This is a genomic window from Aeromonas sp. 75A (genome assembly GCF_051919425.1).
GTDB lineage: Bacteria > Pseudomonadota > Gammaproteobacteria > Enterobacterales > Aeromonadaceae > Aeromonas > Aeromonas veronii.
In genome coordinates this window covers 4,430,348-4,456,041 of record NZ_JBQBES010000002.1, presented here as the reverse complement: position 1 = coordinate 4,456,041, position 25,694 = coordinate 4,430,348, and the positions used below count along the sequence as shown (strand labels likewise).

General features: G+C 59.5%; 24 protein-coding genes. 8 read left to right on the top strand and 16 right to left on the bottom strand.

The window, feature by feature from the left end; genetic code table 11:
* Positions 1-2: 2 nt before the first annotated feature.
* From ACTG2T_RS20705 to ACTG2T_RS20680, 6 genes are all read left to right on the top strand, one after another.
* Positions 3-3,992, top strand: coding sequence for a response regulator (locus ACTG2T_RS20705; RefSeq protein WP_330124273.1), 3,990 nt, complete (start codon positions 3-5; stop codon positions 3,990-3,992).
* The gene (locus tag ACTG2T_RS20700) at positions 3,979-5,223 is read left to right on the top strand and encodes a response regulator (RefSeq protein ID WP_330124272.1); all 1,245 of its coding nucleotides are present in this window, start codon (positions 3,979-3,981) and stop codon (positions 5,221-5,223) included. Before ACTG2T_RS20705 ends, ACTG2T_RS20700 begins: the two co-directional genes overlap by 14 nt.
* A 3-nt stretch (positions 5,224-5,226) precedes the next feature.
* Positions 5,227-5,868, top strand: coding sequence for a GNAT family N-acetyltransferase (locus ACTG2T_RS20695; RefSeq protein ID WP_139733251.1), 642 nt, complete (start codon positions 5,227-5,229; stop codon positions 5,866-5,868).
* A 60-nt stretch (positions 5,869-5,928) separates the two neighbouring features.
* Positions 5,929-6,702, top strand: coding sequence for a Sir2 family NAD+-dependent deacetylase (cobB, locus tag ACTG2T_RS20690; protein WP_005351956.1), 774 nt, complete (start codon positions 5,929-5,931; stop codon positions 6,700-6,702).
* A 91-nt stretch (positions 6,703-6,793) separates the two neighbouring features.
* Positions 6,794-7,270, top strand: coding sequence for a hypothetical protein (locus ACTG2T_RS20685; protein WP_330124271.1), 477 nt, complete (start codon positions 6,794-6,796; stop codon positions 7,268-7,270).
* Complete coding sequence (locus ACTG2T_RS20680; RefSeq protein ID WP_330124270.1) at positions 7,270-8,919, top strand: GGDEF domain-containing protein; 1,650 nt, start codon at positions 7,270-7,272, stop codon at positions 8,917-8,919. Before ACTG2T_RS20685 ends, ACTG2T_RS20680 begins: the two co-directional genes overlap by 1 nt.
* Before the next feature lie 86 nt (positions 8,920-9,005).
* Here ACTG2T_RS20680 and ACTG2T_RS20675 read toward each other — a convergent pair whose 3' ends face one another.
* From ACTG2T_RS20675 to potA, 13 genes are all read right to left on the bottom strand, one after another.
* A complete protein-coding gene (locus tag ACTG2T_RS20675; RefSeq protein ID WP_330124269.1) occupies positions 9,006-10,010 on the bottom strand; it encodes a substrate-binding domain-containing protein in 1,005 nt (334 codons plus the stop codon).
* The gene (gene rbsK, locus ACTG2T_RS20670; protein WP_124929418.1) at positions 10,010-10,942 is read right to left on the bottom strand and encodes a ribokinase; all 933 of its coding nucleotides are present in this window, start codon (positions 10,940-10,942) and stop codon (positions 10,010-10,012) included. The genes ACTG2T_RS20675 and rbsK overlap by 1 nt, the downstream gene beginning before the upstream one ends.
* Positions 10,943-11,050: 108 nt before the next feature.
* Entirely contained in the window at positions 11,051-11,926 is an 876-nt protein-coding gene (gene rbsB / locus ACTG2T_RS20665; RefSeq protein ID WP_330124367.1) for a ribose ABC transporter substrate-binding protein RbsB, read from the bottom strand.
* Positions 11,927-11,956: 30 nt separating this feature from the next.
* A complete protein-coding gene (gene rbsC, locus ACTG2T_RS20660; RefSeq protein ID WP_330124268.1) occupies positions 11,957-12,925 on the bottom strand; it encodes a ribose ABC transporter permease in 969 nt (322 codons plus the stop codon).
* Positions 12,922-14,451: a ribose ABC transporter ATP-binding protein RbsA gene (gene rbsA / locus ACTG2T_RS20655; RefSeq protein ID WP_182970999.1), complete on the bottom strand. Its 1,530-nt coding sequence runs from the start codon at positions 14,449-14,451 to the stop codon at positions 12,922-12,924. The genes rbsC and rbsA overlap by 4 nt, the downstream gene beginning before the upstream one ends.
* A 35-nt stretch (positions 14,452-14,486) precedes the next feature.
* On the bottom strand, positions 14,487-14,906 hold the full coding sequence (gene rbsD, locus ACTG2T_RS20650; RefSeq protein WP_201931224.1) for a D-ribose pyranase: 420 nt from the start codon (positions 14,904-14,906) through the stop codon (positions 14,487-14,489).
* Between the two features lie 233 nt (positions 14,907-15,139).
* Entirely contained in the window at positions 15,140-15,757 is a 618-nt protein-coding gene (locus ACTG2T_RS20645; protein WP_267516767.1) for a glutathione S-transferase family protein, read from the bottom strand.
* A 279-nt stretch (positions 15,758-16,036) separates the two neighbouring features.
* A complete protein-coding gene (locus ACTG2T_RS20640) occupies positions 16,037-16,498 on the bottom strand; it encodes a hypothetical protein (RefSeq protein ID WP_058058162.1) in 462 nt (153 codons plus the stop codon).
* 8 nt (positions 16,499-16,506) lie between these two features.
* A complete protein-coding gene (locus ACTG2T_RS20635; protein ID WP_139747255.1) occupies positions 16,507-16,782 on the bottom strand; it encodes an OapC/ArvC family zinc-ribbon domain-containing protein in 276 nt (91 codons plus the stop codon).
* Positions 16,783-17,184: 402 nt separating this feature from the next.
* Positions 17,185-18,252, bottom strand: coding sequence for an extracellular solute-binding protein (locus ACTG2T_RS20630; protein ID WP_101530551.1), 1,068 nt, complete (start codon positions 18,250-18,252; stop codon positions 17,185-17,187).
* A gap of 81 nt (positions 18,253-18,333) precedes the next feature.
* Positions 18,334-19,104, bottom strand: coding sequence for a spermidine/putrescine ABC transporter permease PotC (gene potC / locus ACTG2T_RS20625; protein ID WP_005336644.1), 771 nt, complete (start codon positions 19,102-19,104; stop codon positions 18,334-18,336).
* Positions 19,101-19,988 carry a spermidine/putrescine ABC transporter permease PotB gene (potB, locus tag ACTG2T_RS20620; protein ID WP_330124267.1) on the bottom strand — a complete coding sequence of 296 codons (888 nt, stop codon included), beginning with the start codon at positions 19,986-19,988 and terminating at the stop codon, positions 19,101-19,103. Before potB ends, potC begins: the two co-directional genes overlap by 4 nt.
* The gene (gene potA / locus ACTG2T_RS20615; protein ID WP_330124266.1) at positions 19,975-21,078 is read right to left on the bottom strand and encodes a spermidine/putrescine ABC transporter ATP-binding protein PotA; all 1,104 of its coding nucleotides are present in this window, start codon (positions 21,076-21,078) and stop codon (positions 19,975-19,977) included. The genes potB and potA overlap by 14 nt, the downstream gene beginning before the upstream one ends.
* Positions 21,079-21,279: 201 nt before the next feature.
* Between potA and ACTG2T_RS20610 the strand changes: the two genes are divergently transcribed.
* The gene (locus ACTG2T_RS20610) at positions 21,280-22,017 is read left to right on the top strand and encodes a hypothetical protein (RefSeq protein WP_005351939.1); all 738 of its coding nucleotides are present in this window, start codon (positions 21,280-21,282) and stop codon (positions 22,015-22,017) included.
* A 16-nt stretch (positions 22,018-22,033) separates the two neighbouring features.
* Positions 22,034-22,720, top strand: a complete 687-nt coding sequence (locus ACTG2T_RS20605; protein WP_330124265.1) for a DUF2987 domain-containing protein — start codon at positions 22,034-22,036, stop codon at positions 22,718-22,720.
* Positions 22,721-22,823: 103 nt separating this feature from the next.
* On the opposite strand, the gene ttcA is transcribed toward ACTG2T_RS20605, so the two are convergent.
* The 3 genes from ttcA to ACTG2T_RS20590 all read right to left on the bottom strand — a co-directional run bounded on the left by ttcA (position 22,824) and on the right by ACTG2T_RS20590 (position 25,660).
* Entirely contained in the window at positions 22,824-23,732 is a 909-nt protein-coding gene (gene ttcA / locus ACTG2T_RS20600; RefSeq protein WP_005336634.1) for a tRNA 2-thiocytidine(32) synthetase TtcA, read from the bottom strand.
* A gap of 74 nt (positions 23,733-23,806) precedes the next feature.
* Positions 23,807-24,754 carry a universal stress protein UspE gene (gene uspE, locus ACTG2T_RS20595; protein WP_042083128.1) on the bottom strand — a complete coding sequence of 316 codons (948 nt, stop codon included), beginning with the start codon at positions 24,752-24,754 and terminating at the stop codon, positions 23,807-23,809.
* Positions 24,755-24,904: 150 nt separating this feature from the next.
* Positions 24,905-25,660, bottom strand: a complete 756-nt coding sequence (locus tag ACTG2T_RS20590; protein WP_005351934.1) for an FNR family transcription factor — start codon at positions 25,658-25,660, stop codon at positions 24,905-24,907.
* Between the last annotated feature and the right edge of the window lie 34 nt (positions 25,661-25,694).

Below are 25,694 nucleotides of genomic sequence, written 5' to 3'. Positions count from 1 at the left end.
AGATGCCTGGCTTTTGTTTTCAGATGACCAAATTCCCCGTTTTTCTTCTGGGTGCCGTGCTGGCACTGCCATTGCACGCCAAGCCTTTGCAGACAACTGTGCTGCCGTTGGCGCCGGCTACCCAGGCTTATGTGAATTCACTGAGTCAGCTTTCGCTTTGCTATCCTGCGACGCTTCCTCCACCATACCTGATGGCCGAGGGGGGACTGCTCAAGGATCGTCTTGCCCGGTTGCAGGAGCTGTTCCCGATTCCACTTGTGCTCAAAGAGTTGCCCGACTGGCAGACATTGCGCAACGGGCTCGCAGAGGGGGAATGCGACATCATTCCTTATGTCGGAACCCGCAAGAAGGCCGTGGAGGGCATGCGGTTAAGCCGTCCGATGATGGAGACCGATGCCGCCATCCTCTACAAGGGTGAAAATCTCAAACAGGCCCGCTTTCTGGTCTACTCGGTGGCAGACTCTGCCCGCCTGCTGCACGAGCTATATCCACAGGCGCGCATTATTTCCCTAAAGAGCGGAGAGAAGGTCTACGACGCGCTGCAGAGTGGCAAGGGTGACGCCTATCTGGGGGACTATCTGCAACTGCGCTATCTGATGCGCGAGTTTCCTGCCGATGGGTTGCGCCTGCGCCGCCTGTTTGGTGAGGATCGGATCATCAGCTATCGCCTGATGATGCGTGATCAGCCTGAGTTGGCCAATCTGGTGGACACCCTGATCCGTCATATGCCCGCCGGTACTATCTATACCGATCTGGCTCGCTATCTCGATCAGGGATCGCTCTACGTCAACCAGCCCCACTTCAGCGATACCGAGCAGGCCTGGTTATCCGGCCGCGGGCGTACCATTCGCTTGGTGGTCAATCCCGAGTTGATGCCCTATAGCGGTGTTAATGATCTGGGGGAGGCGAAAGGGTGGAGCGCGGATGTGCTGCGCTGGGTCACCCAGGAGACCGGCCTGAAATACAAGCTGGTGCCTGCCGCCAGCAAGGCGGAGGCCGTAGAAAAGCTGCGCCGTGGTGAGGCGGACATGATGGCCGGCTTGCCGGAATCCCCGGCATTGACGAACCAGTTCATTTTCAGTCGGACGATCTCCACCAACCGGTTTGCCTTGATCAGCAAGCGCAAGCTGGCTGCCGATCGCATCGGGCAGCTCAAGCAGCAGCGTATTCTGGTGCCGGAATCCCTCTACGATCCCTCCTTGCTCGCCCTGCTCGGTGATCAGGAGTGGCTTCGCACCGACGGCATCGAGCAGGGGCTGGCAGCGATCAAACAGGACAAGGCTGACGCCATGCTGAGCGAGCTATATCAGCTGCAATATCCCCAGCGTACCAACTTGCTGGAAGGGCTCGATATCGAGGAGCTGGAAGATCGCTTCAGCCTTGGCTTTGCCATCAACAAGAGTCAGACCGAACTGGCCGGGGTGATGGATCGCAACCTGATGGCGCTGACCAGCACCCAGATTGACGAACTTAACCAGCGCTGGCGCCGCTTGCTCGTTGTGCAGCAGCCCGGCGTGAGCTACGCCGCCTGGTTTGGCTCCATCGCCATGGCACTGCTGATCAGCGGTATTGTCATCGGCGGGATCTGGCGTTCCCGCCAGCAACTGGCAAGGGAAGTGGCCCAGCGTCACGCCGCCGAGAAGGCGCTGGCCATCGAGAGCGAGCTGCGGGAAACCATGTTTCAGGCGTTGCCGGTGCCCGTCTATCTGCGCAACAGCCAGGGCAAGGTGATCAAATCCAATAAACAGGGGCGACGTCTGGCCCTGCGCTATTCGCAGCAGTTGATGTTGCCGCCGGTGCAGCCTCAGAAGAGTGAAGGGGAGTTGGTGTTGGGGGATCAGGTCTTCGCCTATGCCCAGCATCCGCTGCGACTGGACAAGCAGGCACCTGCCACCGATCTCATCGCCCTGTCGGATATCAGTGTGCTGCGTGAGCAGGCCCGTTTTCTGCGTCAGGCAGAGCGCCGCCTGCGCGCCCTGACCAATACCGTGCCCGGCGTGGTGCTGCAGTTTATGTTCGAGCGGGGACGGGTGGGGGGCATCGAGTTTATCAGCCGGGGCTGTTATGAGCTGCTGGGGCTGGCGAGCCAGCAGATCCGTCGTGAGCCCAAACGGGTGCTCATTATGCTGGAGCGCGAGGATCGTCGTCGGGTAAGCCGTGAGATGTTCGCCATGTTGCAGGCTGGCAAACCCTTCGCGTTCACCATGCGCTATTACCATCCGACCAAGGGTCTGCGCTGGTTGCAGCTCTATGGCCGTGGCCGCAGTCAGCCACAGGGTTGGCGGATCTATGCGGTGATGCAGGATGCCACTACCAGGGTCGAGCAGGATCAGGCATTGCAGCACTCCCATGAGCAGGCGCAACAGGCAGTGCTGGCCAAGGGGCGCTTTCTGGCCGCCATCAGCCACGAGATCCGCACGCCGATGAACGCCATGCTCGGCTTGCTGGAGTGGCTGGCCAGTACTCCTTTGTCGAGAGAGCAAGACTCTGCGCTGGCGCGGGTGCGTCAGGCGGGGGATGAGCTGCTCGGCCTACTCAACGATGTGCTCGACTTTAGCCGCAACGAAAACAGCAAACTCTCCCTCTCGCCGCAACCCACCGATTTTGCCGAGCTGTGCGAGCACGTGGCGGCAGTGCACTGGACCAAGGCGCGGGCCAAGGGATTGCAACTGCGCCTTACGTTGGACCCGGCTCTGCCAGCCCTGCAGACCCTCGACCCTCACCGGGTACGGCAAGTGCTCCACAACCTGCTCTCCAATGCCATCAAGTTCAGCCTGCGTGGGGAAGTGGTGCTGTGGGCCGAGGTGGTCGCATCAACCTTGCGCTTCGGTGTGGATGATCAGGGGCCGGGGATCACTGCCAAGATGCGCACCACGCTCTTTATGCCGTTCGAGCAGTTTGCCGTTGAAGGACAACTGCGGGCGCCGGGCACCGGTCTTGGTCTGGCGATCTGCAAGCAGCTGATCGAGCAGATGGGGGGTCTTATCGATGTCGAGGGGCGTGCCGGTGGTGGTAGCCGCTTCTATTGCGAGTTGCCGCTGAAGCGGGTGCAGCAGGAGCCGGACTGGCTGCCCAATGTGCGGCAGCTGGCACTCTCTTTACCCCACGATGAGGCGCAAGCGCTGTCGCCCTGGCTCAGTCGCTTGGGGATCGCCACCGTCAGCAACGCCGTTGATACGCTGCAAGCGGAGGTGGACGAGAAGGGGCTCTACTATTGGGCCTGGCAAGGGGAGTCCTGGGTGCCCGGGACCATCATCACCCTGCAGCAACCACGCTTGACCCCGGATCAACCGGTCGCCGGCACCCAGCCAGGGCTTGGCATGCGGGTACTGCTGGTTGAAGATCACGATGTCAATCGCGAGCTGATCAGCCTGCAACTGGGGCAACTTGGTGCCAGCGTTATCACTGCCGCCAACGGGCAGCTGGCGCTGGAGATGCTGGCGCAGCAGGAGGTGGATTTTGTGCTGACCGATCTGCAGATGCCGGTGATGAACGGGGCCGAGCTGTGCAGGCAATTGCGCCAATCCGCCCGTTGGGCCCGTCTGCCGGTCTATGTGATCACCGCAGATCTCAGTGATCAGGCGGCAAGGGAGCTGCAATCCTGCGGTTGCGATGGCCATCTGGACAAGCCGGTCGCCCTCAAGGAGCTGGCGACCTTGCTGCGCCATATTGCCAAAGAGGGGAGCAATGTTGTCGCCCCGACACCGGTCGCCTCGCTGCTGACCGATGAACTGGCCGCCCTTTATCTGAAGGCTACCCGTGATGATTTGGCCGAACTTGAGCGCTGCAGCACAGAAGAAGATGAAGTTGGCGTGAATGCTGCTTTACACAAGTTGAAGGGGGCCGCCAGAATGGTAGGGGCGACTGCGTTGGTGGCGGTCATTGAAGAGTGGCAACAGGCGCCCCATCCGATGCTGCAAGCCAGATTGAACCGGGCACTGGATGAGTTCAGCCAGCAGTTTTCAAAGAGGGCTCAAGATGATCATCACTGATGAAGAATTACTGGCGTTGCTCGATTCGGAAGAGCATGAGGCGGCAGGATTTTGCCCCATTGTGCTCTATGCCCTCGACAGCACCGCCCATGAGTTGGCCAGCACCATGACATTGCCCTCCTATGTCACGCTGCACCGTACCCGACCGGATGCCTGCTGGCAGTGGGAAGGGTTGTTTGCGGCAGGTGCCATTGCCCTTTACGACCCCGCCGCTCATCAGCAGGCGGACTATTTCCCCCAGTTGCAGCAGCATGAGGGGATCTACGCTATCGGCGAGGATTGGCTGGGGGGGCTTGCCGCCAGTTACCGTAACTGGTGCAACTGGCTGGCCGCTAACAAGGTGCTGCTGCTCGAGGATCACCCGTTTCAGGGGATGCAACTGCAACAGACCATCGCCGGGTTGGGGCTCTCCTGTCAGTGGGTACAGGATGAATCGGCCTGTCTTGCGGCATTGTCGGCGGGCGACATCAGCCTGCTGGTGTGCGATCTCAGCCTAGTGGAGCAAGATGCCATCAGTCTGCTGATGAACCAGCCCCAGTTGCAGGAGGCCGGGCTGCCCATTGTGCTGCTTTCGGCCCATGAGCAGACGCTGATCGACGGTGCCCGCCGCCTGCTGCACGATGCCGGTTTCAATATTCTGGCGGCGCTGGCCAAGCCGCTCGATTGCGAGGAGCTGCTCAGGTTGCTGCGTCGACTCTATCTGGGCCCGCTGCGTCAGCAGCGCTTGAGCGGCCAGCGCCGCTCCATCCGCCGGTGGCAGGGGGAGGTGCAGGGTCAGCTTGGGCTGCTCTCCAGTCCCGCGACCCCTCATCCGGTCTGGCTGGCAGTAACGGGTTTACCCAGCCGCTGGGAGGCGCTCAAGGATTGGCTGACGGAGCAGTCGCGTACCCCAGCCGAACTGACCCTGCTTATCCACCGTCGAGACCACCTGCTCGGCAATGCCGATCGCTTCGCGCTGGTGCTGCAAGCCAGTCTGGCGGGGAGCAAGCTGGCGCTGCTGCTCGATAACAGCCAACATCTGCCATTCGATCTGCTGGAGCGTTTGCCGCTGCAAGCCTTGCTGCTGGGGCAGGGGATCTTGCCGGAGATGGAGTCCTTGACCGGTGACTCCCTGCTGGGGCGTTTTATGGCCCGGGTTCGGGAGCTGGGGATCGCTGTCTATCTGGATGACCCTTACAACCTGCTCGACGTCGAGGTGTGGCGAGAGCGCGGTATGACGGGGCGCTGGTAAGCCATGCCGCGCTACCTCTGCTGGCCCATGCACCGGGAGCGCCTTGGCAAAGGACTGGAGGGCTGGCCCCATCCGGTTTCCCGGGCCGCGCTGCCACTGGCGATGCAGGTCTCCGGGGTGCCTTGCCTGCTGCGCGAGCTGCATGGTGTGGCGCCTGCCCGCATGCTGGCCGCTTACGATGCATTGAGTGAAGAGAGCATCTATCTGCGTTTTATGCGCCCGAAACGGACGCCGCCACCGGAACAGGTAGCCCAATTTCTCAATTACCATCCCGAACAACAGATCTCGCTGCTACTGACCGATCTGGCCGGTGAGCCGCTGGCTCAGGCGCAATCAATCCGCCGCCGCCTTCATCCCGATCGGGCGGAGTTTTCTTGCATCGTGGCGGATCACTTTCAGCACAAGGGGGCGGGGCGGCGCATTCTGCTGGCGCTGGCACTGCTGGCCAGGGTGGACGGGATCCGGGAGTGGACGGCGGAAGTGCTGGCCCAGAACCGGCCCATGCTGACCCTGCTCAAGCGCCTTGGCTTGCCGCTGACCCTGGTGACCGGGCGGGAGATGGTCTTTGTCAGGCTGGATCTGTCGGTACTGGATGCCTGGTTACCCGCACCGCCAGCGGCGCCGCTTAAGACCAAGGGCGAATAGTGACACTTTTTTCCCTGTGCTAAGGTCACATTTATTGTGCGGGGATAGACGGAGCAGCTTATGGCGCAGTCATATAAACATATCGTGATCCTGACCGGCGCGGGGATCTCTGCCGAATCCGGCATCAAGACTTTTCGTGCCTGCGACGGTTTGTGGGAAGAGCACAAGGTCGAGGATGTGGCGACCCCCGAGGGGTATGCCCGGGATCCCGAACTGGTGCTGCGCTTTTACAACTCCCGCCGCAAACAGCTGCAACAGCCCCAGGTTCACCCCAATCCGGCCCACTATGCGCTGGCCCGCCTCGAGCGACTGCTGCCCGGCACGGTCACCTTGGTCACCCAGAACATCGACAATCTGCACGAGAGCGCGGGTAGCAAGAACCTTATCCATATGCACGGGGAGCTGCTCAAGGCCCGCTGCCCCGAGTCCGGTCAGGTGATCGAGTGGCGCGGCGATCTCCATCAGGACGAGCTCTGCTCCTGCTGCCAGTTCCCCCAGCCGATGCGTCCCCATGTGGTCTGGTTTGGCGAGATGCCGCTCGGGCTGGATCGGATCTATAGCGCGCTTGCCCAGTGCGATCTCTTTATCTCCATCGGCACCTCTGGCGCAGTCTATCCGGCCGCCGGGTTTGTCCATGAGGCGGGCCTCAACGGGGCGCACACCATCGAGCTCAATCTCGAACCGAGCGAGGTGGGTAGCCAGTTTGACGAAAAACGCTATGGCCCAGCCTCCCTGCTGGTGCCCGCCTATGTCGATGAGTTGCTGGAGGCGTGCGGCATTCATCAACCGAGGCAAGTCGAGGGGCACAACTGGATGGAGATGCGCGGTCCCTGAGCTAGTGTGCGACGGGACAGTTGCAATGGTTCGGTGAAATCGCCACACTGGCAACCATTTAAAAAATGGGACGCAGTTGGCGCAAATTACCATGACCGCAGTAAAGCAATGGATCGCTTTTTTTCTCCTGATGCTGGCCAGTGCCAGTGCATCGGCCTCCATCCCCCTGATGACTCTGGTACTGCCAGGCGGCCAGCAAGTGACCCTCGATGAGGCGGCCCTCTCCGCCTTGCCACAGACCGAATTCACCACCACTACCCCCTGGACTCAGGGCGCCCACCACTATCGCGGGCCGACCCTGTCAGCCGTGTTGGCGGCGCAAGGGATCCCGGATGCCCGCAAGATCGCCGTCTCGGCCCTCAACGGTTATCAGCAGGTGGTGGATCTGGCCCTGTTCGACGGCGTGCCGCTGACCCTGGTGCGTCAGGAGGACGGCAAACCGCTGACCCGGCGTAACAAGGGGCCGCTCTGGCTGCTCATCCCGTTCACCACCTATCCCAAGCTGGACGTGCCTGCCATTCACAACTGCATGGTGTGGCAGGTGACCCGCATCGAGAGCGTCGATTGATGGGGCTATCCCGCCAAAATCTGCTGTTGGTTGCGGTGTCGCTGCTGTTTCTGCTCTCGTCGGGCAGCAGCCTCTATCTGCAGTATCGGCAGGAGCAGCTGGTCGATACTTTCTACCGCAATGTCCACTGGAACATCAGCCAGGTGATGCTCGAATCCCAGCGTTTCCTCTACGATCTGCAGCTCTATCGGGCTGGCAGACTGTCGATGGAGACCCTGAGCCTCGATTACGATCTGCTGTGGAACCGGCTCGACATCTTCCTCATCAGCAGCGAGACCGCCGAGATGCGCCAGCGGCACGGGCTCGGCAAAGTGCTGGCCACCCTGTTCGAGCAGATCAAGCAGCTCGAACCCCAGATGGAGGCTGGTGCGCTGCGCGAGGGGGCTGAGCTTGCCCGCTTGCAGGAGGCGATCGCCAGCCAGACCCGTCTCATCGAACAGATAGGGGATCAGATCCTCTCCGGCCAGGAGCGGGAGCATTCGGTCGGCCAGATCCGCAACAGCCTGTTCTGGCTGCAGGTCTGGCAACTGATCCTGTTGCTGACCGGTGGCGCTCTGGTCGCAGCCCTCATTCGCGCCAATCTGGCGAACCGTCGGCTTGCCCTGCTCGATCCCCTGACCCAGCTTGGCAACCGCCGTGCCCTGCAGGAGCAGCTCTCTCGCGCTCTGCATGCCGGCGAGGTGAGCGCCCTGGTGGTGCTCGATCTCAAGCGCTTTAAGCAGGTCAATGATCTGCTGGGTTATCAGGTCGGTGATCGGCTGTTGCAGATGGTGGCCAGCAAGCTGCAGCAGGCCCATGGCAGCCACGCTTACCGGCTCGGCGGTGACGAATTTGCCGTGGTGTTGACCAAGGCGGATGAAGCGCTGGAAACCGCCATTCATGAGCTGGTGGATCTGCTCCATTTCGAGTTCGTGACCCGGGAGTGCAGCTTCGATCTGGCCTGTCGACTCGGGGTCGCCAAGGCGCAGCAACAGGATGCCGCCCGGTTGCTGGATCAGGCCATCCTGGCCCTCAACCAGGCCAAGCGTAGCCAGGAGGGGGCGATCAGCTGGTTTGAGCCTGCCATGCTGCAGCAGTTGCAGTTGAGTCAGCAGCAGCTTCATCAGCTGCGAGAGTGGCTGGCGGGGCGCGAGCCTGCACCGCTGCGAGTGGCATTGCAGGCGCTGACGGACGGGCAGGGCAACGACATGTGGCAATTGGCGATTGAGTGGCGTGAGCAGGGAGTGCCTTGCCATATGCGCTGGCTGCAGGAGTGCGGTGTGCTGGGGCCAGTGTTGGCCCGTGTGCTGCAAGCGCACGAGGCGCAGTATGCCGATGGTCGGGCGCTGCTGGTCCCGCTCGACAACCAGGCCCAGCTGACTCATCTACTGGCCTATCTGCCGGAGGCTTCCCGTACGCCGCTGGTGTTGTTGGTGCCGATGCTGCAGCAGGATAGTGCCTTGCTGTCGGGATTGCGGCAGCAGGGTTGTACTCTGGCGCTTAGAGAGATTGGCAGCACCACCTCGGCGCAGTTGGCAGCCGGCTGGCCTGTTCGCTACTGGCTGCCGCAGGGTGATGAAGATGGCGAGTTGTTGCAGCCTCTGGCCCGACGATTGGGGTTGGTGCCACTGCAAGTGCTGGCGGCCAGGGAGACAAGGTCGCTGGCCTGAGGGCAAAAGCGATATTGCATCGGCAAGAGACAAAATGAAACAAGGCGACCTCGGGGTCGCCTTGTGTCATTTATTGCCCCTGAAAATCAGGGGCGAGGGGCGCAGGATTGCCTGATCACTAAATCCGGGTCAACTGTGATCAGGTGGTCAGCCACAGCTTCACCGTTGATGCGAGCCAGCAGCCGGGTGACGGCGAGGCGCCCCAGCTCCTCTTTGGGCTGGTTGATGGTGGTGAGCGGCGGCGACATAAATTCAGCCAGCGCCACATTGTCGTAGCCGACAATGGAGAGGTCGCGCGGGATCACCAGCCCCGCCTGATGGGCGGCACTGATGGCCCCCATCGCCATCATGTCGTTGCAGACAACGAGGGCGGTGGGGCGCTCGGGCAATGCCAGCAGACGGGTCATCGCCTGATGGCCGCTGGCGCAGTCAAAATCACCCTCCTGGATCCACTCTTGATTGAGCGTGAGACCTGCCTCCTGCAACGCCTGCTCAAAGCCTGCCTGCCGCTGGTTGGCGGGGGCGCGGCTGTGGGGGCCTGTGATGCAACCGATGGCGGTGTGGCCCAGCTCAATCAGATGGCGGGTCGCCAGATAACCGCCGTGGAAGGAGTTGTCGGCGATAAGATCCACATCATCGCTGACCAGCCCCCAATCCATCACCACCACCGGCAAGCTCTTGAGCCAGTCGAGCTGATTGAACACCTCTTGTTGGCCTTCGCTGCACATGATCAGCAGGCCATCGACCCGCTTGCGCAGCATCATCTTGAGGTAGGAGAGGGCGGTCTCGGCCTGACCTTCGGTGTTACCCAGCATCAGGTTGTAGCCCTGCTCGAAGCAGTAGCGCTCAACCCCGCGCACCACTTCGGCAAAGAAGGGGTTGCTGGAGGTGGTGACCAGCATGCCGATACTGTTGGTCTCCTTCACCTTGAGGCTGCGGGCCACCAGACTCGGGGCATAGTTGAGATCGCGCATGGCGGCGAAGACCCGTTCGCGGGTCTCCTCGGCCACGAAACGGGTCTCGTTGATGACGTGGGATACGGTGGTGGTGGAGACCCCCGCCAGCGCCGCCACCTCCTTGATATTGGCCATCAGTGCCCCTGCGCAGTCTGCTCAAGCAGGAAGGTGTCGACCTCCTGCTTGCTCGGGATGGAGCTCTGGGCGCCGAACCGGGTGACGGAGAGCGCCGCCGCCCCGTGGGCAAAGCGCACCGCGCTGTGGAAATCGGCACCCGCCAGTTCCGCCGCCAACAGGGCGCCGTTGAAGGTATCGCCCGCTGCTGTGGTATCCACCGCCTTGACCCGAAAGCCCGGGATCAGCTGTTGCTGCTGTGCGTTGCTGCAATAGACCCCCTGCGACCCCAGGGTGATCATCACATCCGCAATACCCATCTGGTGGAAGCGGGCGGCCGCCTCGCGGGCACTCGCTTCATCGGTGACTTTCACGCCGGTCAACAGCTCGGCCTCGGTCTGGTTGGGGGTGATAAGATCCACCAGCGCCAACAGCTCAGCGGAGAGCGGACGGGCGGGGGCGGGGTTGAGCACCACCCGGGTGCCGTGGGCGCGGGCCAGCCGTGCAGCTTCATGGACGCTCTCCAGCGGCACTTCCAGCTGCAACAGCAGGGTGTGGGCGTCGGCGATCATCGCTTCGTGGTTTTTCACCACAGCCGGAGTGATGGCCCCGTTGGCTTCGGCGGAGATACCTATGCTGTTCTCCCCCTCATCGCTCACATAGATGATGGCGATACCGGTCGGGAGCTTGGGATCGAGCTCGACGGCGCTGACGTCGATGCCATCTTTGGCAAAGCCGCTCTTCATCTGGTGGCCGATGGCGTCATCACCGATGCGGGCGATAAAGGAGACGGGGGCACCGAGGCGGGCTGCCGCAACCGCCTGATTGGCCCCCTTGCCACCCGGGACTACCTGATAGCTGTGACCGGTCAGGGTTTCACCCGGGCGAGGAAAGTGGGGAACGCGCAGTACATGGTCTGCATTGACACTGCCCAGAACGACGAGACGATTCATGTTGACTACTCCTGATGCATCTTGGCTTGAACACTGTGATGGAGTGAGCCCAAGCCGGGAGGCACCTGAACGAGAGGGAAAAGGGGAGGCGAACCTCCCCTCGAGAACTTACTTGCTGACCACTTGCAGCGGTACCGGAATGGATTTCTCGACCGGCTGACCTTTCAGCACCTTGTCGGCAGTCTCGACGCCGATGGCACCGATCAGCGCAGGCTGCTGGGCCACGGTGGCGGCCAGTTTACCCTTGGCAACGGCGGCTTTGCCATCGTCAGTGCCGTCGAAGCCGACGATCATCACCTCTTTACCGGCAGCCTGCACGGCGCGGATGGCACCCAGCGCCATCTCGTCGTTCTGGGCGAACACTGCCTGTACGGTCGGATGGGCGGCCAGCAGGTTTTCCATGACGTTCAGACCCTTGGTGCGGTCAAAGTCGGCAGGCTGGGAAGCCAGTACCTGCAGCTTGTTGGCCGCCACGGCCAGGGCAAAACCTTCGCCACGGTCGCGGGCGGCGGAGGTACCGGCAATCCCTTCCAGCTGAATGACCTTGGCACCGGTACCCAGTCTCTCGGTGATAAAGTCACCGGCCAGCTTGCCGCCCGCCACGTTGTCGGAGGCGATATGGGCCTTGACCTCACCCTGCGCAGCGCCGCGGTCCAGGGTCAGTACCGGAATGCTGGCGCGGTTGGCCAGACGGATAGCGTTGCCGACCGCTTCGGAGTCGGTGGGGTTGATCAGGATGGCGCCGACCTTGCGTACGGTGAGATCTTCCATGTTGGAGAGCTCTTTGGCCGGGTCATTCTGGGAATCCAGTACCACCAGCTCGTAGCCAAGCTCTTTGGCTTTGGCTTCGGCACCCTCTTTCATGGTGACGAAGAAGGGGTTGTTGAGGGTGGAGACCACCATGGCCAGGGTTTGATCGGCGGCCTGGGCGGTGCCCAGCACGGACATGATGGCGGCAGCGAGCAGGGTATTGAGCTTTTTCATCATTTCATTCCTTGTGTGTGGCTTGTCTTATCAACGATTGCTTTTGTTATCGATCATCACGGCAAGCAAGATCACGCTGGCCTTGGCGATCATCTGGTAATAGGAGGATACGTCGAGCAGGTTGAGGGCGTTGTTCAGGAAGCCGATGATCAAGGCACCGATCAGGGTCCCCATGATGCGGCCCTTGCCGCCCATCAGGCTGGTACCACCCAGCACCACGGCGGCGATGGCATCCAGCTCGTAACCCATGCCCGCCGTCGGCTGGGCAGAGGAGAGACGAGAGGTAACGATAAGCCCTGCCAGTGCCGAGAGCGCGCCGCACAGACCATACACCGCCAGCTTCACCCGATCCACATTGATACCGGAGAGGCGGGTAGCCGATTCGTTGCCACCCAGCGCGTAGATGTAGCGACCGAGACGGGTATGGTTGAGCATGAACCAGGCGAGCAGGAAGACGATAGCCATCAGCCAGATGGGCACCGGCAGACCGAACAGGTAACCGGTACCAAGCCAGGCAAAGTGATCGGCGCCGTCACTGAAACCGGTGGAGATGGGACGACCCTCGGTATAGACCATGGTGATGCCGCGCAGAGCGGTCATGGTGACCAGGGTGGCGATAAATGCCTGTACCTTGCCCTTGGCAATGATGAGGCCGCTGACGCCGCCCAGCAGGGCACCGGCACCCAGAGTGAGGGGCACCACCAGCCAGATGGGCAACTCCATGGCGACCATAGTGGCGGCCAGCGCACCGCACAGGGCCAGTACCGAGCCGACCGACAGATCGATACCGGCGGTAAGGATAACCAGCGTCATACCGACCGCCATGATGGCGTTGACCGAGGTCTGGCGCAGGATGTTGAGGAGGTTGTCGGCGGTGAAGAAGTTGGGGCTTAAGGCCGAGACCACACCAATCAGGACCAGCAGCGCGACCAGGGATTTGTTCTCGATCCACCAGGCCTTGTTCATGATACCGCGGCGGGAAAGGGTTTGGGTTGTCATTGGGATGCCTCTTGCTCTGCTTGCCACTGTTTACCGACTGCCGCCGCCATCAGCTTCTCCTGATTGGCATCGCGGGTGTTGAACTCTGCGCTGATGCGCCCTTCGTGCATCACCATGATGCGATCGCTCATGCCGAGCACTTCCGGCATCTCGGAGGAGACCAGAATGATGCTCATCCCCTCCTTCTTGAACTGGTTGATCAGCTGATAAATTTCCTTTTTCGCCCCCACGTCGACGCCGCGGGTCGGCTCGTCGAGGATCAGCACCTTGGGCCGGGTCAACAGCCCCTTGGCGATGGCCACCTTCTGCTGGTTGCCGCCGGAGAGCAGCTTGATCAGCTGATCCTGACTCGGGGTCTTGATGTTGAACAGGCGCACATAGTCACTCACCGCCTGTCGCTCGGCCTTGCCGTCAATCTTGCCGTTGCTGATGAACTCGTCGAGGGCGCAGAGACTCATGTTCTCCCGCACCGACAGCTCCAGCACCAAGCCATCGCCCTTGCGATCCTCGGAGATATAGGCGATGCCGGCGGCCAACCCATCCGCCGGGCTTTTGGGCACCAGAGCATGGCCGTCAACTTGCACTTCACCGGCGCTGATGGGGCTGGCGCCATAGATAAGCTTCATCAGCTCGGTACGACCGGAACCCATCAGGCCGCTAAAACCCAGAATTTCTCCCTGACGCAGGGAGAAGCTCACCCCGCGCACGCCGGGACCGGCCAGATCTTTCACCTGCAGGCTGACGGGGCCGAGCTCGCGCTCAAGACGCGGGTACTGCTCTTCCAGTCGGCGGCCCACCATCATCTCGATGATCTTGTCTTCATCCAGATCGCTCACCGCCTTCTCGCCGATCCACTTGCCATCGCGCAGCACAGTGACCCGATCGCAGATCTCGAAGATCTCCTTGAGGCGGTGGGAGATATAGACGATGCCGCAACCCTGCTCACGCAGCTCGCGGATCACCTTGAACAGCTGCTCGGTCTCGGTATCGGTCAACGCATCGGTGGGTTCGTCCATGATGATGACGCTGGCATCGAACGACAGCGCCTTGGCGATCTCTACCATCTGCTGTTCGCCGATGGAGAGATCCCCGAGCCGGGTATCCGGCCCGTGTTTGACGCCAAGTCGCGCCAGCAGGCCACTTGCCCGCTCGCGCAGTTGTTGGTGGTCGATGCTGCCAAAACGGGTACGGGGTTCACGACCGAGGAAGATGTTGGCGGCAATCGACAACTCCGGCAGCAGGTTCAGCTCCTGGTGGATGATGCTGATCCCCTGATCCTGAGAATCGCGCGGCCCCTTGAAGTGGACCGACTGACCGCGGTAGCTGACGCTGCCCGCATCGGCCTGATAGATACCGGTCAGCACCTTCATCAGGGTGGATTTGCCGGCGCCATTTTCACCTAGCAGGGCCATCACTTGGCCCGGATAGACCCGCAGACCCGCTTCGTCGAGGGCGCGTACACCGGGGAAGGTCTTGACGATCCCGGTCAGCTCCAGAATGGGTGAGAGGGGGGAGGTTGTGCTCATTTGCAGCTTCCTTGAAGAGGCCTTCTTTGAAGAATTCAGAACGCCACACCGGCGCAGAGGATCAGGTTGGCGTAGGGAGTCACCTCGCCGCTGCGCACGATCGCCTTGCTCTGGCGGGTGCGGGTTTTGAACTCTTCGTGCAGACAGTATTCGATGGCAATGGGTTTGCCTTGAGCGGCTGCGTGAGCCTCAAGCTGATCGACCAGCGCCTGATGGGCGGCCGGGCTGATCTGCTTGATCTCGCTTGCCATGATCACCTTCTCCACCACCAGATCGGTGAGCAGGGCGGTCAGTACGGTTTCAAGGCTGGGTGTCCCCGCCATCAGCGCCAGATCGATCCGCTCCGGACCTGCCGGAATGGGCAAGCCAGCATCGCAGACGGTGATCTCGTCGGTGTGGCCCATCTGTGCCACCAGAGCACTCAGGGGAGCATTGAGCAGTACGCCTCGTTTCATACAGCACCTCATCAGGCCTTGGCCCGTCAATCTGTGAACCGTTAGGCAACCGGTTACGCAACCGGTTGCGTCATGGCGCAAAGATAGGCTTTTTACTAAGGAAGGGCCACGGCAAAACCACGGAAATGTGAAAACGATCTCAAAGGCGGGAGAAGAAGTGCAGGGGAGGAGGCAGGAAGGGTGTCAGCAGAGCCCTGACACCCTTGTTATTTATCGAGCTATTGATTTTATGGTTAGTTGGCCAGTGCCTTGGCGACCGCCGGACGGCTCAGCATGCGCTGATAATGATCGGCAACCTTGGGGAATTCACTGATCTCGACCCCATCGCTTTTCAGCCAGCCTGCGACCACGAACAGATAGATGTCCGCCACGCTGAACTGCTCGCCCAGCACCCAGGGGCCTGCCAGATAGTGCTGCTCAATCTGGGCAAAGCCATCGCGCATATTGCTGGCGACTTTCTGCTGCATGGCGGCAATGGCCTGCTCGTCATCGGCCCAGCGGCTGCCACGGCGACCGTGGGCGTGGGAGACATGCACGGTGGAGGCGAGGAAGCTGTTGACCTCCTGCATGCGGGCCAGCAGGAACGGGTTGTCCAGCGGCGCCAGCTTGGCTGCGGGGAAGCGCTGTGCCACATAGAGCAGCAGGGCCGGGGTCTCGGTCAGGGTGCCCTGCTCGGTGGTCAGGGCAGGCACCCGCCCTTTGGGGTTGATGGCAAGATACGCAGGATCACGCTGCTCCCCTGCGGCGAGGTTGACGAGACGGGGTTGGAACGGGGCATTTGCTTCCAGCAGGGCAATCTGCACGGCCATGGCACAGGTGCCGGGAGCGAAATAGAGGGTCAGATCGGACATGAATACTCCTGATTGGCTCAGGCCACCCGCGATATTGGCGAAAGATTGCTTCGCGGAGCACCACGGGCAGTCATGAAAAAAGAGAGGGGGCAACGCTTGCCCCCAACCAATCTACACCCCTGAGGGGTAATGAAAAAGCGCAGAATTTAATCGGCTTTGAACGCCTTGTAGTTTGCTCACACCTTAAACACCTTTCCTAATAGCACGAAACAGCTGGTGTTTACGCAGTAAAAATGCCACAAGTGTCGAATCACACTTAAATTGTCTGTTATGTGTGTTTTACCACGTGGGATAAACTAGCTTTTCATTTTTATTTTTATGCTCATCCGACCAACGCAAGCACAACGTCTGTTTTCGTGCCGTATCAGAATGTATGTAAGCGATGAGCTCAACCGATGCGTGTTTTTCCAAGCATTCATATGGAAATTTATCATTTAATTCGGAGTCACTGACAAATTCGTTACCATTTGGGAAGCTGACCTCTACATTCCTTGCCACGGCACTACCTTTGTTCCAGATTTTTAAACGATAGTTGTTGTTACCAAGTTTAACAATTGAAGCGCCCAAATCAGCTTTTTTATCATCTAGGACTTCTTCGGTTTCCTTAGCAAGCAACAGTTTGTTCAGCTCTCTCTGAGTCTCAACTAGTTCATCTTGTCGTTTGTTAAATTTAACAGTTTTCCAAGTGGCATAACCTGATAGGCACAAAGCGAGAAGAGCAACAATATCACCAAAATCCATACTAAACCTTACCTAACCTTGATATTTTTATTGCCTTTAAAGGCATTTTTGAGCATTTTCTTCATTTCAGCTTGGATCTGTTTCTGAGCTTCTTTTGCTATTTCATGTTGAGTTTCAGTCATTAATTCAGCGTTTTCTTGAATCAGCTCAAACCTGGCCATTTGACGCTCGCATTGAGTACAAGTAACTCGCCCTTCTTCATCATGCTCCACAAATGAAAAGTCTGTACATCCGCAAGTCGGACAATGCAATCTAATTTCTCTGTCGAACTTATTTAGTTTCATATTTCCTCTGAAGCGCATAATAGTTATAAGATGGGCGACATTGTTAATATCAGGCCGTAGGTTCGATTAGTGAAGCGTAATCGGACGTTCGCGGTTTCGATAATACTGTACAGTTATTGCTTATAAACTCGTCTATTTTGCCCGTATTCCCACAATGGGGCAACTCTGAATCTGATCAAGATGGCCATATTTACCACAATCATCACCATACCCCCCTTCAAATCGGCTTTGAAGCTGGCTGTTTGAGAGGCCGGTTGCTGTTCATATATGATCGAGGTTCCCCGTGCCTCTCGGTGTTAAAGACTATTGCGCCGAGAAACCGTGCTGGTGGATAAAAAGCGAAGGGGGCAAATATTGCCCCCCTTAAACTATTAACCCCGTCAGGGTCGATTAACCGCAGACTTACCCCGCCTTGGCCACCATGGCTTTAAGCTGCAGGAAGTACTGCTCGTAGAGGCGGGAGGCGTCCCCCACATCGGACTGGAACTCGCCTTTGCGCTTGATCTCGTCGCTCGGGAAGACCATGGGGTTATTGCGAAACGCCGGGGTGAGCAGGGGAATGGCATCCTTGACCGGGGTGGGGTAGCCAATCGCCTCGGCCACCTTGGCGGCCACATCGGGGCGCATCAGGAAGTTGATCAGGGCGTGGGCCTCTTTCACATGTTTGGCCTTGGCCGGGATGGCGAGGTTGTCCATCCAGAGCACGGCGCCTTCTTCGGGGTAGGTCATCTGGATGGAGGGGTATTCGCGCTGGGCGCCGTAGGCCGAGCCGTTCCACAGCATGCCGATATTGACCTCACCGGCGATAAAGGGATCGGCCGGGTTGTCGGAGTTGAACGCCTTGACGTTGGGCATCAGCTTTTTCAGGTATTCGAACGCTTCGGCAATTTGCGCCTTGTCTTGAGTGTTGGGGCTGTAACCCAGCTGCACCAGCGCGATATGGAACACCTCGCGGGCATCGTCCATCAGCAGCAGGCTCTCTTTCCACTCCGGTGCCCAGAGTTGCTTCCAGCTGGTGACCGGCTGCTCGATGATGTCGGTGTTGGTGCCGATGCCGGTTGCGCCCCAGATATAGGGGATGGAGTAGCGGTTGTCCGGGTCGTACTCGTGGTTGAGCAGGGTAGGGTCGAGATGCTTGAAGTTGGGCAGCTGGGCGCGATCCAGCGGCTGCAGCATTCCCTCTTTGGCCATTTTCGAGATGAAGTAGGTGCTGGGCACCACCACGTCATAGCCGTCGCCATGGGTTTTCAGCTTGGCGTAGAGGGTCTCGTTGGATTCGTAGGTGGAGTAGATCACCTTGATGCCGGTCTCTTGCTGGAACTGCTCCAGCAGGCCATCCGGCACATATTCCGACCAGTTGTAGAAGTAGACCACCTTGTCGTCGGCCGCGTGAGCGTTCTGGCTCAGCAGCGGGGTGGTGAGGGTGAGGGCGGCTGCCAGCAGGGCGCCGGCCTTGTGTTGGATTGTCATCAACAACTCCTTGGGGTTATGGGGCCTTGCGGCCCACCGTGACAGAGTTCGCCAAAGGTGGCGGGGACGAAACGGGCAGGGTCAACCCTGCCGTTTACGCAGTAACAGTTGCGCCAGCAGCACCATCCCGAGGGAGGCGACCAGCATCAGGGTGGCCAGGGCGTTGACCTCGGGGGAGACCCCTACCTTGACCATGGAGTAGATCTTGAGTGGCAGGATCTCGTAGGCCGGGCCGGTAACAAAGGAGCTCACCACTACGTCGTCCAGCGACAGGGTAAAGGAGAGCAGCCAGCCCGCCATCACCGCCGGCAGGGCCAGCGGCAGTATGATGCGGCGCAGGATAATCCACTCGCCAGCCCCCAGATCCCGCGCGGCTTCCAGCATCCGCACATCAAAACCGCACAGCCGCGAGTAGACGGTGATCACCACGAACGGCAGGCAGAAGGTGATGTGGGCGATCAGCAGCGACCAGAAGCCGAGCGCAATGCCGGTCACCACAAACAGGGTCAGGAGCGAAATGGCCATCACGATATCGGGGGACATCATCACCACGAACAGCATGCCGCTCACGTACTGCTTGCCGCGAAAACGGTAGCGAAACAGCGCCACGGCGGTGAGGGTGCCGATCAGGGTGGCCGCGGTGGCGGTGAGGGCGGCGATAGTCAGGGAGTGTTGGGCCGCCTGCATCAGGCTGGCGCTGGCAAACAGCTTCTCATACCAGCCAAGGGTAAAGCCGCGCCAGTCGATACCATATTTCGACAGGTTGAAAGAGTTGGCGATCAACACCCCGATGGGCACATAGAGATAGCCAAACACCAGCAGCAGGAACAGAGCTTTCAGTGCGCGCATCATGCCAGCTCCCCCTTCTTGCTGAGCAGCTTGCCCGCCCGCCAGTAGCAGTAGACCAACAGCGCCATCAGCACCGTCAGCATCACGCTGATGGCGGCGCCAAAGGGCCAGTCACGGCTGTTGAGGAACTGGGTCTTGATCAGGTTGCCGATCAGCAGGTGCTTGGCGCCCCCCAGCAGATCGGAGACGTAGAACATCCCCATGGCGGGCAGGAACACCAGCAGACAACCGGCGATGATGCCGGGCAGGGTGAGGGGCAAAATGATCCGCACCAGCCGCTGCCAGCCGTTGGCGCCAAGATCTCGCGCCGCCTCCAGTAAACGGCCATCCAGCTTCTCGATGCTGGAGTAGAGCGGCAGCACCATAAAGGGGAGCAGCACATAGACCAGCCCGATGATGACGGCCACCTCGGTATACATCATCTGCAGCGGTCGCTCGATAAGCCCCAGATCCAGCAGCCAGCCATTGATCAGCCCCCGGGTGCCGAGCAGCACTTTCAGCGCATAGGTGCGGATCAGGGAGTTGGTCCAAAACGGCACCACCACCAGAAACAGCAGCAGCGGGCGGATACGCGCTGGCAGATGGGCCAGCAGCCAGGCAAAGGGGTAACCCACCAGCAAGCAGATGCTTGTAGCGAGCAGCGCCAGCCAGAGGGAGTGGAGCAGCACCTCAAAATAGAGCGGGTCCAGCAGGCGGCCATAGTTGCTCAGGGTAAAGAGCGGCGCGATAAGCTTGGACTCATCGCGCGTGAGGAAGCTGACACCGATGATCATCAGGTTGGGCAGGAAGACAAACAGCGTCAGCCAGCCCAGGATCAGCGCGATGGCTGTGTTGCGAAAGCCGTTGTGGGCAAAGCTGTGCGCTACCCGCAGATTAGTGAGGCTCATAGGGCAGCACCACCTCCCAACTGTCGACCCAGTGGATCGCCACCTCCTGACCCAGGCGATAGTCAAAGTCGGGGTCATCCTCGTCGAAGAACTCGGAGATAAGCAGCTGTTTGCCACTTTCGAGTTCGATCACCGAATCCAGCGTCGCCCCCTTGTAGTTGCGCTCGCGGATATTGCCCCGCAGCGCGCCGCTCTGATCGTCATCCTGATCGAGAATGCGCAGATCTTCCGGGCGCAGCAGCACCAGCACCTTGTCGTCTGGCTGGAACGGCAAGGCGGTATGGAGCAGGCATTCGCGCCCCTCTACCTCGGCCTGCCAGATACTGGGCTCGCGCTGGCTGATCAGTTTGCCATCCATCACGTTGATCTCGCCGATAAAGCGGGCCACGAACAGATTGGCTGGCGATTCGTAGATATCGCGCGGAGTGCCGCGCTGGATGATCTTGCCCCCCTCCATCACCAGGATGCGATCAGACATGGTGAGCGCCTCTTCCTGATCATGGGTAACGAAGACAAAGGTGATGCCAAGGCGACGTTGCAGCGCCTTGAGCTCGCTCTGCATCTGTTTGCGCAGCTTGTAGTCGAGCGCCGAGAGGGATTCGTCGAGCAGCAGCAGGCGCGGCTTGTTGACCACGGCGCGTGCAATGGCGACCCGTTGTTGCTGACCGCCGGAGAGCTGATCCGGGCGGCGGTTGGCCAGCTCGGTGAGCTGCACCATGGCGAGGGTCTCCTCGACCCGCTGGCGGATCTCGCTGGCAGGCACTTTCTGCATCTCGAGGCCAAAGGCGACATTTTCAAACACCGTCATATGGGGGAAGAGCGCATAGCTCTGGAACACGGTGTTGATGTGCCTGTGTTCGGCGGGGATATGGGTGATCTCGTCACCGGCCAGATGGATGGTGCCACCGTCGACCGATTCGAGCCCGGCCAGCAGGCGCAGCAGGGTGGTCTTGCCACAGCCGGAAGGGCCCAGCAGGGTAAGAAATTCACCGTCATAGATTTCAAGGTCAAGGTCACTCAGGATCACCTTGCCATCGTATTTTTTGCTGATCTTGTTCAGCGCGACAATTACCTGTGGATTGTTCATCATCCGCCAGTCTCACCCCAGCCAGTGGCCATCGTGTTGAAAGAGGGCCGCATTCTATGCAGCCGACACATGAAATTAAAGGCTTTTTGGCCCGAATTAGCCGCAAGTGTGCAGGAAAAACGGCTACGAATAGCAGACCAAATCGCTATAATGTGCCACCTGATTTGGTCGTTTTCGATATTGGATAGTCAATTGAGTAATAAAATGCGTATTGGCGGCTCCCTTGAGCAGTCTCTGAACCAGGGCTACCGCCTTGATCTGAAAGGGGTCATCCAGGAGGGATGGCAACAGACCCGCCGTACCGGATTTGGCCTGCTGCTGGCGATTGTCGGGGTGACGGCGATCTGGATCCTGCTCAGCAATGTGCTGCTGTTGCCCTATCTGGGGGATGACAGCCAGATGAATGTGGCCATGGTGCTGAGCCTGCTGATGACGGTGGTAATGGCCCCCATGACCAGCTCCCTCGATATGCTGGGGTTGCAGCAGTCGGTCGGGGTGCGCGCTAGAGCCAACCAGGTGTTCGATTTCTTCCGCCACTTTGTACGCCTCGGCATGTTGAGCCTGCTTGGCAGTCTGCTCACCAGCCTGTTTGGCCCGCTATTCGATCTGCTGGGCTTGCCCGCCGTACTCTCTTTCATCCCCTCGGCCCTGATCGGCATGGGGCTGCTCTTTACCGTCCCGCTGGTGCTGGAGCGTGGCCTGACGCCGCCCCAGGCCATTCTGGTTTCTCTCAAACTCTTTGCGCGCGGCTGGCCCAGCATTGTGCTGTTCCACGGCGTGATGACCGCGCTCTTCTTCCTGGCTCTGATCCCGATGGGGTTGGGGCTTATCTGGGTGGCACCGCTCTATTTCAACTGCAAGGGGATCCTCTATCGGGATCTCTGCGGGGTGGGGGTAGAGGTTAACGAGGTGACAGAAGGCCCCAACCATTTCAATGCATGATGCAAAAGGACGTTGAATGACCCGTCGATATGGAGTGACCAAGGCTGTGCGCCTGAGTCTGCTAGCCACGCTCTTGCTGCCTGGGCTGGCGCTGGCTGAGCCGGTGCTGGATCTGCAATACAGCACCTTTTACAGCCAGATGAAGACCTTTGCCAAAGGGGAGTTTGGTCACGCCAGACTGGGGTTTTATCTGACCGATCCGCAAAATGGTCAGCGCTGCGGCCTCACCTTTGCCCGGGTTGCAACCGACAGCAAGGAGGTCGCGGGCGAGGTAACGGTCGATAGCGAACTGCGCCTGCCTTTTGATGAGGATCTCAACCTCGACAAGGGGATCGTGACCGTCGGCCTGAAAGAAGAGCACGCCACATGCGATATGACGGTACAGGTGATGGCCGACGCACCGAACGGGCCCGAGCTGCCGGTGGCCGAGCTGGCGGCCCGTCAGCAGCAGATGCAATCGTTGCTCGACAAGATGGCGGGCATGGTCGGCAAGCACTTCCTGCCGAAGATGGAAGGGGTGCGCATTACCCTGGTACAGCAGATCGGCACCGCCTATCTGATTGATGGCGCCCGTCAGGAAGCGCTGCCCTGGGAGGAAGGCCACCTGCTGCTAAGCAATGAGCAACTGGCCGCGTTCGCTGCCGGGCAACTGCGCCTGCAGGGTGACGTGTTGCGACTGACCCCCTGGCTGCACAAAGGCTGATGCCGATGGTGCTGTCACGTTGGTAAGAGGCAGATCAAGAAAGCAAAAAAGGAGCGATTATCGCTCCTTTTTTATTGCGTGGCGTTTGCCTTGTGAGAGCGGCTTAGCGCACTTCAATCACATCCAGCATGTCCATCTCGTCGATATCCAGCAGCGGCGCCTTTGGCATCTCGGGCGGATCAAACGCCTTGTCGCCACCATCGATGATGCCGGAGTCGCGGTTGATGCTCTTGAAGTCAAACAGCTTGTGGTCGAGCAGGTGGCTCGGGATCACGTCCTGAATGGCGGTGAACATGGTCTCGATACGACCGGGGAAGCGGCGATCCCAATCCTGCATCATCTGTTTGATGGCCTGACGCTGCAGGTTCTCCTGCGAGCCGCACAGGTTGCACGGAATGATGGGGAAGGCTTTGACGTCGGCGTAGCGGATCAGATCCTTCTCTTTGCAGTAGGCCAGCGGGCGGATCACCACGTTCTTGCCATCGTCGCTCACCAGCTTGGGCGGCATGGACTTGAGCTTGCCACCGTAGAACATGTTGAGGAACAGGGTCTCAAGGATGTCGTCGCGGTGGTGGCCAAGGGCAATCTTGGTGCAACCCAGCTCCTGGGCGGTGCGATAGAGAATACCGCGGCGCAGCCGTGAGCAGAGGGAGCAGGTGGTTTTGCCTTCCGGTACCTTCTCCTTGACGATGGAGTAGGTATCCTCTTCGACAATCTTGTACTCGATGCCGAGGGAATCCAGGTACTCGGGCAGCACATGCTCGGGGAAACCGGGCTGCTTCTGATCCAGGTTGACGGCAACCAGATCGAAATGGATGGGGGCGCTGGCTTTGAGGCTCATCAGTATGTCGAGCATACCGAAGCTGTCCTTGCCGCCGGAGAGGCAGACCATGACCTTGTCGCCCTCTTCAATCATGTTGAAGTCGGCAATGGCCTGACCCACGTTGCGCCGCAGGCGCTTCTGCAGTTTGTTAAAACTGTATTTTTCTTTGGCGTTCAGCTCTTCTAGCATGCTCGTAAAACCCGGGACACAAATAAGCGCGTTATTATAGCCATGTCCCGGGGGAGGGCAAGGTGCCAGGCACCTTATGATTGATTGCGACGACTGTCGACCGGGCAGCTGTAGTCCGCCGGTTTGAGGATCAGGATGTCGCAGGAGAGGCGGTCAATCACATGTTCGGCGGTATTGCCGAGCAAAGCTGCAGAAAGCCCGGTACGGCCGACGCAGCCCATGATCATCAAGGTTGCCTTGAGCTCTTCGGCCATATCCGGCAACACCTCTTCCGGTAGCCCCTCTGCTACCCGGGTCCAGAGATGACCGATCCCGAACTTGTCGGCATGGCTGAGCAACAGGCTTTCGTGGTGTTTGCGGATCGCTTCGTTGTAGGCGTTGGGATCAAACTCCGGCAGCTCTATGGCCACGTTGACCGGGGTGCCCGGGTAGGTGTTGACCAGATAGAGGTTGGAGCCCAGTAGTTCGGCGATGTCGCTTCCCTCCTGGGTGATCCGTTCGTTGAGCACTTTCTGATCCGGATCGTCACTTGAGCAGTTGATGGCGGCGATGATGTTGCCGCCCCGTTGCCAGTGACCCTCTTTGACCAGCAGCACCGGACAGGGGCATTTGCGCAGCAGGTGCCAGTCGGTGGGGGTAAAAATGAAGGTTTGCAGGAAGCTGTGATGGTGAGTGGCTTTGACCACCAGATCGTGGCGCTGCTCCAGCACTTCCTGAATGACACACTCGAAGGGGCGATTGTGCCAGACAACCTTCACTTCGCATTCGATCCCCTGTGCCCGATAGGGGGTCAGGATCTCGTCCAGCCACTCACGTCGCTGTGAAATGACGCCGTCGCGCATCTCTTGCCGCTCGTCCACCGAGAGCATGGCGGTCATTTCATACGAGAAGTCATAGATGGTGAGCAGCAGGGTCAGATGGGCGTTTTCGTCCAGCTCGGCGACTTTGACTGCCCGTTCGAGGGCGATTTGACGCTCCTCTTCTGGATTGATAACCACCAGAATATTCTGATATTTGACCATCTTCTCCTCCTTGGAAAAGTCCAATGACAGCAGAATCTTAGCCATTACAGCTTAGCGCAGGAGGAGGGCATGGGGAACGTACCGGATCACATTCCAGAGGAAAGGATCCGGCAGGAAAAGCAGGAGAAAAGTGAGAGGGGAAGCGGAAAATCAGCCGCAGGGCGGGCGAGTTGCACCGGCCATCATGCCCAGCGCGACCTGATCCAGCACGGTAATGTATTTGCCTTTGACGCTGATGAGACCGGACTTCTGGAAGCGGCCGAGCAGACGACTGATGGTCTCGACGGTCAAACCCAGATAGTTGCCAATGTCACCACGGGTCATGGATAGACGGAACTCCTTGGCGGAGAAGCCGCGTTCGGAGAAGCGTACCGACAGATTGTGCAGGAAGGCGGCGAGGCGCTCTTCGGCATTTTTCTTGGAGAGCAGCAGGATCATCTCCTGATCGCCCATGATTTCGCTACTCATCAGACGCATGATCTGCTGGCGCAGTTTGGGCATCTTGCCGGAGAGATCATCCAGCACTTCAAACGGGATCTCGCACACCATGGCCGTTTCCAGCGCCTGGGCGAAGGAGGGGTGGGCCTGCTTGTTGATGGCATCAAAACCGACCAGATCGCCAGCGAGGTGGAACGCAGTGATCTGCTCATCCCCTTGCTCGGTGATGGTGTAAGACTTGATGGTCCCGGAACGGATGGCATAGAGGGATTTGAACTCATCGCCAGCCTTGAACAGCTCTTCACCCTTCTGGATCGGCTTCTTGCGCTCGATGATGCTGTCCAGCTGATCAAGCTCGTTGTCGTTCAGAGTGAAGGGAATACAGAGCTGACTGATGCTGCAATCCTGGCAATGAATTGCACAGCCACCGCTCTGGATACGTCTGCCAGGTTTCTTTTCCGGGATCATAGGCTCATACGAATAATTGATTTATATCAAACAA

Coding starts and splice junctions, on each gene's coding strand:
- ACTG2T_RS20705 (WP_330124273.1), top strand. CDS start 3: ATGCCTGGCTTTTGTTTTCAGATGACCAAATTCCCCGTTTTTCTTCTG.
- ACTG2T_RS20700 (WP_330124272.1), top strand. CDS start 3,979: ATGATCATCACTGATGAAGAATTACTGGCGTTGCTCGATTCGGAAGAG.
- ACTG2T_RS20695 (WP_139733251.1), top strand. CDS start 5,227: ATGCCGCGCTACCTCTGCTGGCCCATGCACCGGGAGCGCCTTGGCAAA.
- cobB (WP_005351956.1), top strand. CDS start 5,929: ATGGCGCAGTCATATAAACATATCGTGATCCTGACCGGCGCGGGGATC.
- ACTG2T_RS20685 (WP_330124271.1), top strand. CDS start 6,794: ATGACCGCAGTAAAGCAATGGATCGCTTTTTTTCTCCTGATGCTGGCC.
- ACTG2T_RS20680 (WP_330124270.1), top strand. CDS start 7,270: ATGGGGCTATCCCGCCAAAATCTGCTGTTGGTTGCGGTGTCGCTGCTG.
- ACTG2T_RS20675 (WP_330124269.1), bottom strand. CDS start 10,010: ATGGCCAATATCAAGGAGGTGGCGGCGCTGGCGGGGGTCTCCACCACC.
- rbsK (WP_124929418.1), bottom strand. CDS start 10,942: ATGAATCGTCTCGTCGTTCTGGGCAGTGTCAATGCAGACCATGTACTG.
- rbsB (WP_330124367.1), bottom strand. CDS start 11,926: ATGAAAAAGCTCAATACCCTGCTCGCTGCCGCCATCATGTCCGTGCTG.
- rbsC (WP_330124268.1), bottom strand. CDS start 12,925: ATGACAACCCAAACCCTTTCCCGCCGCGGTATCATGAACAAGGCCTGG.
- rbsA (WP_182970999.1), bottom strand. CDS start 14,451: ATGAGCACAACCTCCCCCCTCTCACCCATTCTGGAGCTGACCGGGATC.
- rbsD (WP_201931224.1), bottom strand. CDS start 14,906: ATGAAACGAGGCGTACTGCTCAATGCTCCCCTGAGTGCTCTGGTGGCA.
- ACTG2T_RS20645 (WP_267516767.1), bottom strand. CDS start 15,757: ATGTCCGATCTGACCCTCTATTTCGCTCCCGGCACCTGTGCCATGGCC.
- ACTG2T_RS20640 (WP_058058162.1), bottom strand. CDS start 16,498: ATGGATTTTGGTGATATTGTTGCTCTTCTCGCTTTGTGCCTATCAGGT.
- ACTG2T_RS20635 (WP_139747255.1), bottom strand. CDS start 16,782: ATGAAACTAAATAAGTTCGACAGAGAAATTAGATTGCATTGTCCGACT.
- ACTG2T_RS20630 (WP_101530551.1), bottom strand. CDS start 18,252: ATGACAATCCAACACAAGGCCGGCGCCCTGCTGGCAGCCGCCCTCACC.
- potC (WP_005336644.1), bottom strand. CDS start 19,104: ATGATGCGCGCACTGAAAGCTCTGTTCCTGCTGCTGGTGTTTGGCTAT.
- potB (WP_330124267.1), bottom strand. CDS start 19,988: ATGAGCCTCACTAATCTGCGGGTAGCGCACAGCTTTGCCCACAACGGC.
- potA (WP_330124266.1), bottom strand. CDS start 21,078: ATGATGAACAATCCACAGGTAATTGTCGCGCTGAACAAGATCAGCAAA.
- ACTG2T_RS20610 (WP_005351939.1), top strand. CDS start 21,280: ATGCGTATTGGCGGCTCCCTTGAGCAGTCTCTGAACCAGGGCTACCGC.
- ACTG2T_RS20605 (WP_330124265.1), top strand. CDS start 22,034: ATGACCCGTCGATATGGAGTGACCAAGGCTGTGCGCCTGAGTCTGCTA.
- ttcA (WP_005336634.1), bottom strand. CDS start 23,732: ATGCTAGAAGAGCTGAACGCCAAAGAAAAATACAGTTTTAACAAACTG.
- uspE (WP_042083128.1), bottom strand. CDS start 24,754: ATGGTCAAATATCAGAATATTCTGGTGGTTATCAATCCAGAAGAGGAG.
- ACTG2T_RS20590 (WP_005351934.1), bottom strand. CDS start 25,660: ATGATCCCGGAAAAGAAACCTGGCAGACGTATCCAGAGCGGTGGCTGT.